Below are 14,420 nucleotides of genomic sequence, written 5' to 3'. Positions count from 1 at the left end.
ACCGCATGAGCACGAACTATCACTGGGACACGCAGGCTTTGCCGCCCGGACAAGGCACCAAGCTCTGGACCCAAGCCATTTCACAGTCCTTTCAACACGTGCAAACGCAGTGCTACGGACAAAACTTCCATGGCACCTTGCGCTCGCAACGCCTGGGGGAAGTGGCGATCAACCGGCTGACCGCGCAGCCCTATCGGGTCAGCACAAGCAGGCCGCAAACGGACCAGCCCTGGTTGTTCTTGAATGTGCATCAGCAAGGCCACTGCCGCCTGATTCAGAACGGACGTGAACAGTGGTTGCCGGCTGGCAGCCTGAGCCTGAACGTGGGCACCAGCCCCTTCACGCTGGATTTTGTGGACGAGGTCACCATGACCACGCTGCGCTTGCCTCTGGATGGGCTGCTGCCCTATACCGGCCCGTTAAATGATGTGGTCGCGCAGCCCTTGTCCCCAGGCGCCAGCCTGCATTTGCTGGAGCACTATCTGCAAGGCTTGCTGCTATCGGCCGATGGCTTGCGGGCGGATCAGCACGATCAGGCCTGGCGTTGCCTGCGCGACTTGCTGGCCATGAGCATTAACGAGCGGCGCTCTGCCCCGCTGGCACCAAGCACCGCACGCTACGAGGACGCTCTGGGCTATCTGTCTGATCGACTGGGCGATCCTGCCTTGACTATTGCAACCCTGTCCGAGCATCTGGGCATGGCACCGCGCACCGTTCAGGAACTGTTCAAAACGCAGGGAACCACCTTCACTGCTCAGTTGATGCAGCTACGGCTGGACGCGGCCGCACAGCTACTACGCCAGACACCGTCCAACACGGTGGCGCAAGTCGCGTATTCAGTGGGGTTTTCGGATCTGTCCTACTTTCACCGCCAGTTTCGACGGCGCTTTGGCATCACACCAGGCCATTTTTATGGGCATGGCCTGGAGTCATGAAGCCGCAATCAAGAACAGATCAAGTGTGATCGGCGTGTTCAGCCGCTGCTGAACTGCATACCGGGCAAGCCGGGTCTTTGCGAAAACGCACGGTATGCCAATTCATGTTGAAAGCATCCACGCTTAGCAAACGGCCCACCAAGGGCTCTCCGAAGCCGCCTAACAGCTTCAAGGCCTCAACCGCCTGTGCGCTTCCCACCATACCCAATAAAGGCGACAGAACGCCTGTAGTGGCGCAGCGCAGTTCCTCAACATCATCCGCTTCAGGGAACAGGCAGTGATAGCAAGGGGCCTCGGGCTGACGCAAGTCATAGGTACTGACCTGGCCCGAAAAACGAATCGCCGCACCAGACACCAAAGGTTTGCGCAATGCCACGCAGGCACGGTTGATGGCATGGCGAGTGGCGAAGTTGTCGCAGCAATCCAGCACCAGATCCACTTGCTGAACCCAATGCATCAAGCCCGCCTCGTCCAGACGTTGAACGACAGGCGTGACCTTCACTTCCGGATTGAGCTGCTCGATATGCAGCTTGGCAGATTCAACCTTGTCCCAGCCCAGGCGATCTGTGGTGTGAGCAATCTGACGCTGCAGATTGCTCAGTTCCACCTGGTCATCATCCACCAGGATGATGGAGCCCACACCCGAGGCAGCCAGATAAGCCACCACGGGGGAGCCCAGGCCTCCGGCTCCAACAACCAGAATGCGGGAAGCCAGAATCCGCTCCTGCGCTTCTACCCCGAATTCATCGAGCAGAATATGCCGCGCATAGCGCAGTAATTGCTGATCTTCCACGTCAAGAACCTGTGTTTACGGGTTTACCGGTTCGAGCCCCTTGGGGGTGATTCGGAACCGCTCAACGCTGGGTTGCTGATTCAGGGGACTTTTTTTTTCTGGCGACTCGGACTCTACTTCCTTTTCGCGCTTGGCAGCCGCTTCCTTGGCGGCCGCCACTTTGGCTGGATCATTCTTGATCACAGGACGGCCAGCCAAATGATTCAGCGCTTGCTGCAACTGGAAGTCGTCGTCACCACCGAATTCAAACATCTTGAATTCCGGGCTCATGCCCAGATCAGGCTGTTCTTCTTCGGTAGTTTCGTCCACTTTGCTGTTGACCAGGTGACGCTTCAAGTCCACTTCGCGCGGCAGGCGGAACAGATTGCCCTGGGCGGTGTCATCCACCACCACGTCCGGCTGTACGCCCGTTACCTGAATGGAAGTACCGTTCGGTGTGTAATACAAGGCGGTCGTCAGTTTCAGGCCCGATTCCTCGGACAGAGGGACCACGCTTTGCACCGAGCCCTTGCCGAAGGTGCGGTTACCGATAATGGTGGCGCGTTTGTGGTCTTGCAAAGCACCGGCGACAATTTCCGACGCCGAGGCCGAACCCACGTTCACCAGCACCACGATAGGCACGTTCTTGAGCCAATCCAGTTTCTTCAGAACATCCGCATCCGTATCCAGCTCGCCCAGTACGGACTGCATGGATTTGACGTAGTACTCGCGGTTGGAGGAAGGAATGCGGCCCTTGGTGGAAACCACCAGCGAACCCGAATCCAGGAAGGCCGAAGACACGCCAATGGCGCTTTCCAGCAAGCCACCGGGGTCATTGCGCAGGTCAATTACCAAGCCTTTCGGGGCGCCTGGGCCTTTATGAACTTCGGACAATTGCTTGACCAGATCAGCGGCCGTGCGTTCCTGGAACTGGGCAATGCGTACGTAGGCCACGTCGTCAGCCAGCATCTTGGAGCGCACGCTGCGCACCTTGATGACATCGCGTACCAAGTTGAATTCCAGTGGCTTGTCGCGGCCAGCACGACGTATAGTCAGCTTGATGGAGGTTTTAGGCTCGCCACGCATTTGCTTGACGGCATCGTTCAGGCTCAAATCCTTGGTGGGTTTGCCATTGATGTGCGTAATGATGTCGCCCGCCAGAATACCGGCGCGCGCAGCAGGCGTATCTTCAATGGGCGAGATGACTTTGGGCATCCCGTCCTCGCTGCCGATCTCTATGCCCAGGCCGCCAAAGCCGCCTTGAGTCATGGCTTCCATTTCCTTGAAAGCGTCGGCATCCAGATAGGCCGAGTGCGGATCCAGATCGGTAAACAACCCCTTGATCGCATTATTGACCAGGGCCTGATCCGTCAGGGGCTCCACATACGTGTTCTTGATGGCAGCGAACACATTGGCGAACTGCTGCAGTTCGCGCAAAGGCAATGGCTCGCCGCGTTGAGCGACCGCAGTAATGCCCAGGCTGATCAAAATACCGCCTACAGCACCTGCTGCCACTAGACCAATGCTGCCAATCCTTCGAGTGCTCATGCACATTCCCATTATTTTCAGATTCAAGACGGGGCCACCTCCCGGAGCTGACCCGACCATGCATTATAAGAGTAGCGTAAAGCGTCGACCAGCGTGAACTGGGCTGGAGTCGCTACCCGGCGCAACAAATGCGAGCAAAAGTAAACGCCAGGGGCAAAAGCGGCTCAGGAACCCAGCCAAACCTGCGGATTAATGGGCTTGCCTTGATGGCGCAGCTCAAAGTACAGGCCGGGTTCAACCTGCCCGCCGGTGGCCCCCACCCGCGCAACCGCATCTCCACGTCCCACAATATCGCCTACTTGCTTAAGCGTGCTCTGGTTATAGGCATAGACACTCAAGTAGTCGCGACCATGATCAATAATCAGCAAATTGCCAAAGCCGGTCATCCAGCTGGCGAAAACCACTCGGCCCGGGGCCACCGCACGAACCGTGGTGCCTGCCTGAGCGCGCAACACGATACCGCGCCAAATACCGCCATCCGGACGCTCCGCCCCGAACTTGCCCTGCATTTCGCCGCGTACCGGATAAGGCAAGCCACGTTTCAGACCCGGGAACCCCCCTTCTGGTTCCAAAGCAGGAGCAGATGCCTGCTCCACAGGCTCCTCAACAACCTGCACCTCGCGCACTTTGGGAGCGGCTGGTTTGCTGATCGGTTCGCTGGGCTCCGACGAAGCCTCCAAGCTATCGGACAATAAGCGCTCGTTCGCCGTCGGCGGCGTGTAGGTCAGCGGAGGCCGCGGAATCATGGGCTCTGGCTGTTGTGGCTCGGCAGGCTCCGGTTTGCTGCGTGGCAAGGCTGGAGGCAGCGGTGGTTGCGTAGCACGAGCCCGCTCCAGTAACTCCCGCTCACGTTCAAGACGCGCCTGCTCACGAGCAGCCTGTTCCTGCTTGGCTTTGCGTTGCAATTCTTGCTGACGAGCCAGCTCAGCCTTGCGTGCTTCTTCAGCACGGCGCGCGGCCTCACGTCGGCGTTGTTCTTCGGCGCGACGGGCCAGCTCGGCCTGTCGGGCAATTTCGGTTTCCAGGCCGGAGATCAAATCCCCCAATCGCTTGTCATTACTTTGCAGGTTCGCAGCCTGTCCGCGCTGGCGCTCCAATTCGGCGCTGATGTCAGCCACTACCTTGGCTCGTTTTTCTTTTTGTTCTTCCAGAGCTTCTTTCTGGGCCGCAGCATCCTTGGCCAGTTGCTCCTGCTCTTTCTCACGCGCGGCAACCTGAGTCTGCAAACGGTCCAGTCGCTCTACGGTGCGACGCACCTTATGAACCTGCTCGGTCTGCTGACGCGAGACATAGCCCAGGTAATGCAATTCACGGTTAATGGCGTTGGGGTCATCACCCGACAAAAGGGCGGACCAGGGCGAGACGCCATTGGCGTATTGCGCGCGCAATTGCTCGGCCAGCTCCTGCTGACGTTGCTCTTTGATCACTTGCTGTTCGCTGATCTGTTTGCCCAGCGTACCGAGTTGCTGGTGCAGTTGTTCTTGCCGCTGCTCGATCTGAGCCAGCGTGCGATCGATATCGGAAATAGCCTGCTCGGATTCGCGCAAGGCATTGGCGGCATCACGACGCGAGCTTTCGCTGGTGTCGATGGTTTTGCGCAGCGATTCGATCTTCTGGCGCAGCTCTGCCTGCTGCTTTTGAGCCTGGGCCTGGCGTGCAGCCAAGTCCGGATCAGCAGCCAGGGCCGGTAAGGTCCAGGCTGCCAGCAACAGGCAAACGCTGTAGCGCCACATTATTTACTGCGCCTTGCCCTGATTGGCCACGGCTTGCATCTGAGCCGCAATTGCTTCCTGGTCGCCCAGGTAGTAATGACGGATAGGACGCAGGTTTTCGTCCAGCTCGTACACCAGAGGCTGGCCGGTAGGAATGTTCAGGTGAACGATGTCCTCGTCGGAAATACCATCCAGGTGCTTGATCAACGCGCGCAGGCTGTTGCCGTGAGCGGTCACCAGCACGCGACGGCCGGAGCGGATGGCAGGGGCAATGGATTCGTCCCAGAAAGGAACCACGCGGGCCACGGTGTCTTGCAGACACTCGGTACGAGGCAGCTGATCGGCGGGCACACGGGCGTAGCGGGCATCAAAACGCGGGTTGCGTGGATCGTCTTCAGCGACAGGATCAGGAGCGATCGCGTAAGCACGACGCCAGACCAAGACTTGATCCTCACCGTACTTTTGTGCGGTTTCGGCTTTATTTAAGCCTTGTAAAGCACCATAATGGCGTTCGTTCAGGCGCCAGCTCAAACCGATGGGGGTGTGCATGGCGTCCATCGAATCCAGGGCGATCCACAGGGTACGGATAGCGCGCTTGAGGACCGAAGCGAAAGCCAGGTCGAACTCAAAACCGTTTTCTTTAAGCAGATCACCGGCCTGCTTTGCCTGTTGACGCCCGGTTTCGGTAAGATCGACATCGGTCCAGCCAGTAAACCGGTTCTCCAGGTTCCACTGGCTTTCGCCGTGCCGCATCAGTACAAGTTTATACATGGTAAAAACAGCCTCGAGGTTGAAAAATTGGCGCCACTCTATAATCGTGTGATCTTGCCCTTTTTTCTTGCTTTTCTTGGTAATCAACAGGATTTAACGTGGACTTCATCTTAAGTCAGAATAACCTTCTAATTTTAGCAATTGCGGTGCTTGCCGGCATTATGCTGTTAATACCCAGCTTTTTCAAAGGCCGTGCGGGACGCGCAGTTTCAAGCTCGGAAGCGGTACAGATGGTAAACCAGAAAGACGCCATTTTGATTGATCTGCGCAGCGCCGATCAGTTCAAGGCCGGGGCAATTGCACAATCTCGCAACATTCCTGCTGCCGACCTTGACGCCAAGGCCGGCACGCTGCCCAAAGACAAGCCCGTCATTCTGGTGTGCGATACCGGTCGCAGCGCCCCGCGCAGCGTCGCCGTCCTGCGCAAGCACGGCATCACCGAAGCCTACACACTGCAAGGCGGTATTCAGGGCTGGCTGCAATCGAGCCTGCCTGTCAAAAAATCGTAAGCTCCCCCTTCTACGAGGCTCTCATGGCAAAAGTCACGATGTACTCCACAATGGTGTGCCCTTATTGTGTGCGCGCTGAAATGCTGCTCAAGCAACGCGGCGTAACTGAAATCAATAAAATCATGATTGATCGCGAACCCGAACAGCGCGCTCTCATGATGGAGCGCACCGGTCGGCGTACCGTTCCCCAAATCTACATTGGCGACACCCATGTAGGTGGCTACGATGATCTGGCCGCTTTGGACCGCGAAGGTGGCCTGCTGCCTCTGCTGGCTGCCTGATTTTTTTTCTAACAATTTTTTTATCCCATAGGATCACCCATGGCCGACCAGAACACCCCAGCCGCTGAACAAGAAGCTCAACAACCCAGCTTCAGCCTGCAGCGCACCTACATCAAAGACCTGTCCATTGAAATGCCCAACGCTCCCCAGATCTTTCTGGAGCAAGAGGCCCCTTCTGTGGAAGTGTCCATCAATGTGGGCGGCCAACGCCTGGCTGACACGGTCTACGAAAGCACCGTCACCGCCACGGTAACCACGCGCATTGGCGACAAGGTCATGTACCTGGTGGAAGCCACTCAAGCCGGTATCTTCGAGGCTGCCAACATCCCTGAAGAACAGCTCGAGCCCCTGCTGGGCATCGTGTGCCCCACCATGCTGTACCCCTACTTGCGCGCTGCCGTGGCTGACGCCATCAACCGCACTTCCCTGCCTGCCCTGCACCTGACTGAAGTGAACTTCCAGTCCCTGTACGAGCAGCGCCTGGCTCAGCAACAAGGTGCCGACCAAGCTGACGGCCAGCCTTTGCAGGCCTGATGATGTCAAACGCGCACACTCCTGTTCGTGTCGCAGTCCTGGGCGCAGGCAGCTGGGGAACGGCGCTGGCCGCCCTGGCCAGCACCCAGGCTCCCACGATGGTGTGGGCGCGCAAGGCATCAACAGCACAGGCTATCGGGCAGGATCATCGCAACCCTGCCTACCTGCCCGATGTCGTGCTGCCCGACTCGCTACAAGCCAGCGACAGCCTGCAGCAAGTCATGGAATTTGCCCTGGCTGATGACACCGGCCCTGCCCTGCTGATTCTGGGCGTGCCTGTGCGTGGCCTGGCGCAAACTTGTGTGGATCTGGCGCAGTACCTGCCTGCCACACGCCGCCATCCCGTCCTGCTGGTCTGGACCTGTAAAGGCTTCCATCAGGAAAGCGGCTTGTTACCCCATCAGATTGTGCGTGAAAACCTGCCCGACCATCCCTGGTTAGGCCGTGCCGTGCTCTCTGGTCCCTCGTTCGCCCTGGAAGTCGCCAAAGGCCTGCCCGTTGCGCTGACACTGGCTTGCGAACCTGCTGATATGGCCGGCATTGCCCTTGAGGCCTTGCATGGCAAACAAGCGCGCCTTTACACCAGCACCGACATGATCGGCGTGGAAGTGGGCGGCGCTGTCAAAAACATCATGGCCATTGCCTGTGGCATTGCCGATGCACTGGGCCTGGGCCACAACGCCCGTGCCGCCCTGATCACCCGAGGCCTGGCTGAAATGCAGCGCCTGGGTGTTGCGCTGGGTGGTCAGGCCGAAACCTTCTCCGGTCTGGCGGGACTGGGCGATCTGGTCCTGACGGCCACGGGCGAATTGTCCCGTAACCGCCAAGTGGGCCTGGCGCTGGGTGCAGGTGAAAGCCTGGACAGCATCCTGGCCACCGGCATTACCGCTGAAGGGGTACGCTGTGCCCGTTCGGTTCTGGAAATGGGCCGGGCGCACCAGATTGAATTACCGATTACTGCAGCGGTCTGCCAAATCCTGTTTGAACAGCTGGCCCCGCGCGAAGCTGTCCACGCCTTGCTCGCCCGCGAGGCCAAACAAGAAGGCCACTAATACCTTCCGTCTGCCGGTCTGGCACCTTCTCCACGCTGCCGGATCTGCGGTCAACCGTCTTTTACTCAGAATCAAAACAATGTCATTGCTTGCTCGTTCTCGTGATCTTCTGATCCGCTCCGTCCTGGGGCTGGCCTGCACTGGTTTGCTGGCTCAATCGGCTCTGGCCCAATCCAGCTGGCCCGAGCGTCCCATTCAAATGGTCGTGCCTTTCCCGGCAGGCTCCTCGCCTGACGCCCTGGCCCGTGCCATTTCCGAGCCCCTGTCCCAAGCCTTGGGGCAGACCGTCATTGTTGATAACCGTCCCGGTGCTGGCGGCAATATTGGCACGCGTTTTGTGGCGCACGCCAAACCCGACGGCTACACCTTGCTGCTGACCATCAATGGTCCCATGGTGACCGCCCCCACCCTGTACAAGACCTCGCTGGGCTACGACCCGCTGAAAGACTTGCAGGCTATTTCCATGATTGGCACCAGCCCCAATGTGCTGGTCGTTCCAGCCAACTCGCCCGCCAACACGGTGGAAGAGTTCATTGCCCTGGCCAAGTCCCGCCCCGGCGAATTGAACTACGGCACGGTTGGCCCCGGCAGCTCGGCCCACCTGGCCATGGCCATGCTGGAACATGCGGTTGATATCAAGCTGGAGCAAATCCCCTACTCGGGCTTTCCACAAATCCTGACCGCCATTATTGGTGGTGACATTGACGCTGCCTTCATGGTGCCCGGTATTGCCATGCCCCAGGTTGAAGCAGGCAAGGTGAAAGCCCTGGCCGTGACGTCCCTGCAGCCCAGCGAATTGCTGCCCGGTCTGGACACCATGGCACAAGCCGGACTGGAAAACTTCGAGGCAATTTCCTGGGACGCCTTCTTTGTGCCCCACAACACCTCGGATGATGTGGTCAAACGCCTGAACCAGGAAATCACCACCATCCTGCAACGCGACGATATCAAGGCCAAACTCAATGCCTTTTATTTCTCGTCCGAGCCATCAACGCCGCAAGAAATGACGGACAAGATCATTGCCGACAAAGCTCGTTGGGATGAGGTGATTGAACGTCTGAATCTGTCGCTGGAATAAAACCGAAAACTAGATTCCATCAAAACGGCCCTGCAAATTTATCGTTTGCAGGGCCGTTTTCTTTAAGACGATCAACGGAAAACTAATAGGCATAAATCAGCGTTTTCCGTGACAAGCATCCGCTTGTTTAAACACCACCTTCGTAACCCGCTTGCCTCCAGGCATCAAAAACACAAATTGCCACGGCGTTGGACAGGTTCAGGCTGCGTTGGCCCGTCAACATGGGCAGGCGAATCCGCTGTTCGTTGGGAAACAGCGCAAGTTGCTCGGCAGACAAGCCTGCGGTTTCACGGCCAAACACAAACACATCACCGGGCTGAAAACTTTGCTCAGCCAGCAAATGACTGCCACGTGTGGTCAGGGCAAACGCGCGATCAGGCGCAGAGCCCGTCGCCTGCAAGGCCTCTTCCAGGCTGTCATGTACCTTCACCTGCGCCCATTCGTGATAATCCAGCCCGGCACGACGCAGCTTGCTGTCTTCCAGCTCAAAGCCCAAAGGCCGTACCAAGTGCAGGACACAGCCCGTATTGGCCGCCAGTCGAATGACGTTACCTGTGTTGGGAGGGATCTCGGGTGAAACCAGGACGATATGAAACATGAAAAACCTGAAAAGTGCAGAAAAAGCCGCGAACAAGCGACGAAGTATACAGGGCTAGAAGACCTTCAATCGCCAGGGAGCACGAGCAGCAACCAAGGCATAAACAGACTGGGCACCAACCGACCGGCACGCCCGCGCCAGGGCATCCAAGGTGGCTCCGGTGGTCAACACATCATCGACCAGCAACACATCATGCCCCTGCAAGGACTCCCACACGCTAAAAGCACCCCGCATGGCCTGCCTGCGAGCCTGCCGCCCCAAGGTTTTCTGAGCCTGTTCAGGCCGTGGCTGGGCCACAACGATATGCAGGCGAGCTGACAAACCCAATGAATGCGCCACGCGCCTGGCCAGTACCGCGGCCGGATTGAAGCCCCGACGGTGCAAGGCGCTACGCTGCGAAGGCACGGGTATGACCCGGCAAGCTGCGTTCAGCACAGGCCCATGGCGACGCCATTGCTGCACCATCAGCTCAGCCAGCACCGCGGCCATTTCCAGCCGCCGGGAAATTTTAAACGCATGTATCAACATATCGCCAGGATGTTCATAGTCAAATCCGGCAACCGTCGCTTGCACGGACAATTGCCCTGCTCCGCAATCCGGGCAGGCCAGCAAGGCCAAGGGGGGCAATGCCAGAGCGCAACGTGGACAGCGCAAATCTTCTGCTGGTGTTGCCAGCGCGTGTCGGCAAAAGCGGCACAGCGCGCCGCTTGGCGAACGTAAGCCACACAGCACACAAGGTCGTGCCAGCAGTGGAATCCCTACAAGACGATGGCTCGGCTCGCGCCGAAACAGGGGATGCGCCATAATAGATCATTACCTTTCAGAGCCAGGCTGATCCGATCACAGCACATGCCACTGATCCACGCCAGTAACGTCCGCGCAACTATGTCCCAGTTACCTTCTTTGCCAATCAACTCCGCCCACGTCGAGCAGCAATTCAATCGCCGCGCTCCCCTGGATCACGCTCAGTTTCTTTATGGTGAAGTCGCGCAACGGATGTTGTCCCGGCTGGCTTTGGTACGCCTGCAACCCACTCATATTCTGGATGCTGGCTGTGGGGCCAGCCATGCGCTGGAACCTTTGCGTTCCCGCTACCCGGACATGAACTACACCGGTCTGGATCGCAGCGCCAAGCTGCTGGACGTCGCCCGCGAGCGTTACCAGTCCAAACCCAGCCTGTGGCAAAAACTGCGCAATCAGCCTACGCCAGCGGCCAACTGGATTCAGGCCGATATGGCCAATAGCGGTCTGCCCGCAGAAAGCCAGGAACTGGTCTGGTCGAACATGGCCCTGCACTGGCACCCGGAACCGCATCGGGTCCTGGCTGAATGGAACCGCCTGCTGAAACCCGAAACGCTGGTCATGTTCTCCTGCCTGGGCCCCGGCTCTTTTGCCGAACTGCGCAGTGCCATGGAGCAAGCGGACCTGGGCACCAGAACGCTGGAGTTCGTGGACATGCACGACTTTGGTGATCTGCTGCTGGAGAACGGTTTTGCTGATCCCGTGATGGATCAGGAAGTCGTGACGCTGACGTATCGCAGTGCTGAAAAACTGCTGGATGATTTACGTCTGCTGGGCGGCAATCCGCACCCTCAACGCAAGGCCAGCCTGAGCACCCTGCCCTGGCGTCAGCGCCTGCTCAATGCGCTGGAAAAACAGCGCCATATGGATGGCACTTTGCATCTGAGCCTGGAAATTGCCTACGGGCACGCCTGGCGCGCCCGTAGCCGTCGCAGTACCCAGGGCGAGGTCAGCGTACCGATCTCCACGATCAGCCGCCGCCCCAAACCCCAGGAATAAACCGCGCTTAGAAGCGGTACTCGGCCTGCAACCAGAAGCGGCGGCCATCTTCCGCGTAGGAATAGGCCCCGCTGGTACCCGAGTCGCGGCGGCGATCGGTCAGGTTATAGACGGCGGCACTCAAGCTCAGGTCTTTTCTGGCACGCCAGCTGGCTCCCAGATCCACCGTGGCAATCGTCCCCATGCTTTCGCTGACGGCACCGCCCTGCCCCCAGGAAATATTGGTTTCCCGGCCCCGTACGCTCAAGGTCGAGAAGGCCGACACCGCTTCATTTGGCGTCCAATCCACCGTCAGACTACCCATATTGCGTGGGGTTGCCACCAAAGGTTGACCTTCGGACTGCGGGTAGCCAAAGCCCAGAATCGTGGCGCTGCCATTACGAACCTTGGAGTCCGTGAAGGTATAGCTGCCGCGCACTTTCCACTGCTCGTTAAAGCGGTAAGCCAAGCCCAACTCCAGACCCTGCACCCGTGCTTCAGTGATATTGAAGTAAGTGCTGTACATGCTGTTGGTATACGGATCCGGTGGCACAGGGCGACCATCGGGGTAGTACAGCTGACGCGAGCCAGTATTGGCAATCTTGTTCTTGTAGCGCGTGTGGAACAAGGTGGCGTTGGCGCTCAAAGGGCCGCCATCGTCAAAATACAGGCCCAGCTCTACGTTGGTGCTGACCTCAGGTTCCAGATCCGGATTACCCCAGGTGTAGGCACCACCACGCTGTGGCAAACCGATTTGCGGATTGCTTTGCATGATGGTCGGGGACTTGAAACCCTTGGCGATCCCGCCTTTCAGCGTCCAGGCATCCGTCGCACTCCAGACACCGTACAAACGGGGAGTCCAGTGACGGCCATAGAACTCGTTGTCGTCCATACGCACGCCGCCGGTCAGGGCGAAGGATGGGCTCAGGCTCCATTCATCTTCCAGGAACAAAGAGTACTCACGCACGGAAGTATCTACGCCCGCACCATTGGGATTGGCATAGTAGCCGTCGGCCTGCAGTTCGCTCTTGCGCCACTGAAAACCGCCTACCAGCATGTGATCAGCCAAAGGCAAAGTCAGCTTGCCATCGATCACGGTATTGCGAATATCAGGGCGAGCGGTTTGCGTTGGGCCATCGCGATAAGCCTGCTCGCGGTTAAGGCTCAATTCGGTATCAAAGCTACCCCAGCGGCCGGTATGCGCCAGCGTATAGCTATCGCGCACGTACTCGTTTTCATTAGCCTTGCCCGTCAATGCCAGGGACTTGCCCGGTGTAGTCCAGAAGTGCTGAGTCGTGCGGCCTGCTTCAAACATGAACTCATGATTGTCATTGGGAGTCGCCCACAAGCGTACCGTGCCGTTTTGGCGTTTGGCGCGCGCAAAGCCATTCAGAACCAGATCTTCCTGACGCTGCTTGTGATAGCCCCAGAACTGCAAGCCCAGACGCCCCGGCACAAGGGGGCCAGACAGGTACAGATCGGCTGAGCCGCTATTTCCTGCCGAACCACTGTCTTGCAAGGTATAGCCCCCTGTCAGTGAGCCGTGCCATTTATCGGCCACTTTGCGTGTCACGATATTGATGACCCCACCCAAAGCCTCGGAGCCGTACAAGGTCGACATGGGGCCTCGCACCACCTCGATACGCTCGATAGCTTCCAGCGGGGGAATCCAGTTCATGTCCAGAGCCTCAGACACGCCCCCCTTCATGGTGATCTGACGCATGTCCTGACGACGACCATCAATCAGAACCAGCACGTGCTCGGACTCCATGCCACGGATCGAAATCGCCCCCTTGTCACCTCCCAGAACACTGACACCCGGCACTTGCCGCAAGGCATCGGCCAAGGACTCGAAGCGTTTCCCCTCCAGCTCCTCACGCGGAATCACTGTGATGGACGCGGGTGCACTTACCACCTCCTGAGCAAAGCCCGATGCCGTCACCGAGATAGCACCCAGCTGTTCAACTTCATTACGCTCCTGAGCCCAAGCAGACATGCACGCCAAGGACAAGGCGGCCAAGGGCCAGCGCAGCCCCGTTTTCATTTTCATCACGGCTTCTTCCATTATTTATAATACGAACCAAACTCATTTCTATTTGCTACTATCATGAGCCCGGTTTCTGACCGTAGTCTGATGAAAAACATTCTGATTATTGAAGACCATCGGCCTTTATTGAGCCTGCTGGCAAGCCATCTGCAAGGACAGGGCTACTCCATCCGCACCGCCACCACGGGCCGGATCGGTTTGGCCTTGCTCCAGGAACACAGCTTTGACGCCCTGATCCTGGATCTGGGCCTGCCCGATATGGACGGTATGGAGATTCTGGCGCAGCTGCATCATCCGGATCGCAGCCAGCGCCTGCCCTGCCTGATTCTGAGTGCCCGCGATGCTGTCCACAATCGCATTCAAGGGCTGCGTGGCGGCGCAGATGACTATCTGCTCAAGCCCTTTGATCTGGTGGAACTGGAGGCGCGTCTGAGCGCAATTTTGCGCAGGGCTGCCCCCCATCGCTATCAACAGCTGATGGTCGCCAACCTGCGCTTTGAGCCCGAAGTACGCCAAGCCTGGGTCAATGAACACGCCTTGATGCTGCCCCGGCGCGAAAGCCTGCTGCTGCAGGAGTTGATGCAGGCCAGCCCCCGCCTGCTCGTGAAAGATTATTTGCTGGAACAGCTGTACAAAAGCCAGACCGACATCAGCCTGAATGCCATCGAAGCCCTGGTTTCCAAGTTGCGCCGTAAATTGCGCGAGCATCATGCACAAGTGTGCATAGACACGGTTCGAGGTGTCGGCTACCGTTTGCGCCCGCTATGAACAAGCGCGCCTTCAGCCTGCGGCGACGGTTGCTTA

15 protein-coding genes are annotated in these 14,420 nt (G+C 58.3%); 8 read left to right on the top strand and 7 right to left on the bottom strand.

The annotated features are described in order from the left end of the window. Window positions 1-5 precede the first annotated feature (5 nt). Complete coding sequence (locus tag Q9R35_RS11615) at window positions 6-935, top strand: AraC family transcriptional regulator (protein ID WP_197313303.1); 930 nt, start codon at window positions 6-8, stop codon at window positions 933-935. 19 nt (window positions 936-954) lie between these two features. Here Q9R35_RS11615 and Q9R35_RS11610 read toward each other — a convergent pair whose 3' ends face one another. From Q9R35_RS11610 to gpmA, 4 genes are all read right to left on the bottom strand, one after another. Continuing rightward, window positions 955-1,728, bottom strand: coding sequence for a HesA/MoeB/ThiF family protein (locus tag Q9R35_RS11610; RefSeq protein WP_042486758.1), 774 nt, complete (start codon window positions 1,726-1,728; stop codon window positions 955-957). 15 nt (window positions 1,729-1,743) lie between these two features. Continuing rightward, window positions 1,744-3,255, bottom strand: a complete 1,512-nt coding sequence (locus Q9R35_RS11605; protein WP_045929576.1) for a S41 family peptidase — start codon at window positions 3,253-3,255, stop codon at window positions 1,744-1,746. A gap of 164 nt (window positions 3,256-3,419) precedes the next feature. Beyond that, complete coding sequence (locus Q9R35_RS11600) at window positions 3,420-4,988, bottom strand: murein hydrolase activator EnvC (protein WP_045929575.1); 1,569 nt, start codon at window positions 4,986-4,988, stop codon at window positions 3,420-3,422. Window positions 4,989-4,991: 3 nt separating this feature from the next. Further along, window positions 4,992-5,738 carry a 2,3-diphosphoglycerate-dependent phosphoglycerate mutase gene (gene gpmA, locus Q9R35_RS11595; RefSeq protein WP_026483748.1) on the bottom strand — a complete coding sequence of 249 codons (747 nt, stop codon included), beginning with the start codon at window positions 5,736-5,738 and terminating at the stop codon, window positions 4,992-4,994. Window positions 5,739-5,836: 98 nt separating this feature from the next. On the opposite strand from gpmA, the gene Q9R35_RS11590 reads away from it, so the two are divergent. From Q9R35_RS11590 to Q9R35_RS11570, 5 genes are all read left to right on the top strand, one after another. Further along, window positions 5,837-6,247, top strand: a complete 411-nt coding sequence (locus Q9R35_RS11590) for a rhodanese-like domain-containing protein (protein WP_042486767.1) — start codon at window positions 5,837-5,839, stop codon at window positions 6,245-6,247. 23 nt (window positions 6,248-6,270) lie between these two features. Next, window positions 6,271-6,528, top strand: a complete 258-nt coding sequence (gene grxC / locus Q9R35_RS11585; protein ID WP_009458616.1) for a glutaredoxin 3 — start codon at window positions 6,271-6,273, stop codon at window positions 6,526-6,528. A 39-nt stretch (window positions 6,529-6,567) separates the two neighbouring features. Beyond that, window positions 6,568-7,062 (top strand): protein-export chaperone SecB, encoded by a 495-nt coding sequence (secB, locus tag Q9R35_RS11580; protein WP_026483747.1) that lies wholly within the window; start codon window positions 6,568-6,570, stop codon window positions 7,060-7,062. Next, window positions 7,062-8,114: an NAD(P)H-dependent glycerol-3-phosphate dehydrogenase gene (locus Q9R35_RS11575; RefSeq protein ID WP_404977947.1), complete on the top strand. Its 1,053-nt coding sequence runs from the start codon at window positions 7,062-7,064 to the stop codon at window positions 8,112-8,114. Before secB ends, Q9R35_RS11575 begins: the two co-directional genes overlap by 1 nt. A 79-nt stretch (window positions 8,115-8,193) precedes the next feature. Then, window positions 8,194-9,192 (top strand): tripartite tricarboxylate transporter substrate binding protein, encoded by a 999-nt coding sequence (locus tag Q9R35_RS11570; RefSeq protein ID WP_042486772.1) that lies wholly within the window; start codon window positions 8,194-8,196, stop codon window positions 9,190-9,192. A gap of 127 nt (window positions 9,193-9,319) precedes the next feature. On the opposite strand, the gene Q9R35_RS11565 is transcribed toward Q9R35_RS11570, so the two are convergent. Both Q9R35_RS11565 and Q9R35_RS11560 read right to left on the bottom strand, forming a co-directional pair. Then, on the bottom strand, window positions 9,320-9,790 hold the full coding sequence (locus Q9R35_RS11565) for a tRNA (cytidine(34)-2'-O)-methyltransferase (protein ID WP_042486775.1): 471 nt from the start codon (window positions 9,788-9,790) through the stop codon (window positions 9,320-9,322). Between the two features lie 54 nt (window positions 9,791-9,844). Beyond that, window positions 9,845-10,444: a phosphoribosyltransferase family protein gene (locus Q9R35_RS11560; protein WP_311219884.1), complete on the bottom strand. Its 600-nt coding sequence runs from the start codon at window positions 10,442-10,444 to the stop codon at window positions 9,845-9,847. Between the two features lie 231 nt (window positions 10,445-10,675). Here Q9R35_RS11560 and Q9R35_RS11555 point away from each other — a divergent pair, with 231 nt between their 5' ends. Beyond that, window positions 10,676-11,590 carry a methyltransferase domain-containing protein gene (locus Q9R35_RS11555; RefSeq protein WP_063691591.1) on the top strand — a complete coding sequence of 305 codons (915 nt, stop codon included), beginning with the start codon at window positions 10,676-10,678 and terminating at the stop codon, window positions 11,588-11,590. A 7-nt stretch (window positions 11,591-11,597) separates the two neighbouring features. On the opposite strand, the gene Q9R35_RS11550 is transcribed toward Q9R35_RS11555, so the two are convergent. Then, the gene (locus Q9R35_RS11550) at window positions 11,598-13,619 is read right to left on the bottom strand and encodes a TonB-dependent receptor domain-containing protein (protein ID WP_042486784.1); all 2,022 of its coding nucleotides are present in this window, start codon (window positions 13,617-13,619) and stop codon (window positions 11,598-11,600) included. A gap of 57 nt (window positions 13,620-13,676) precedes the next feature. Between Q9R35_RS11550 and Q9R35_RS11545 the strand changes: the two genes are divergently transcribed. Beyond that, a complete protein-coding gene (locus Q9R35_RS11545) occupies window positions 13,677-14,384 on the top strand; it encodes a response regulator transcription factor (protein ID WP_223253991.1) in 708 nt (235 codons plus the stop codon). Window positions 14,385-14,420 lie beyond the last annotated feature (36 nt).

The sequence above is a fragment of the Alcaligenes sp. AB3 genome (assembly GCF_031844565.1).
In the GTDB taxonomy this organism is placed as follows: domain Bacteria; phylum Pseudomonadota; class Gammaproteobacteria; order Burkholderiales; family Burkholderiaceae_B; genus Alcaligenes; species Alcaligenes faecalis.
This window is presented reverse-complemented; position numbering and strand designations above follow the sequence as displayed.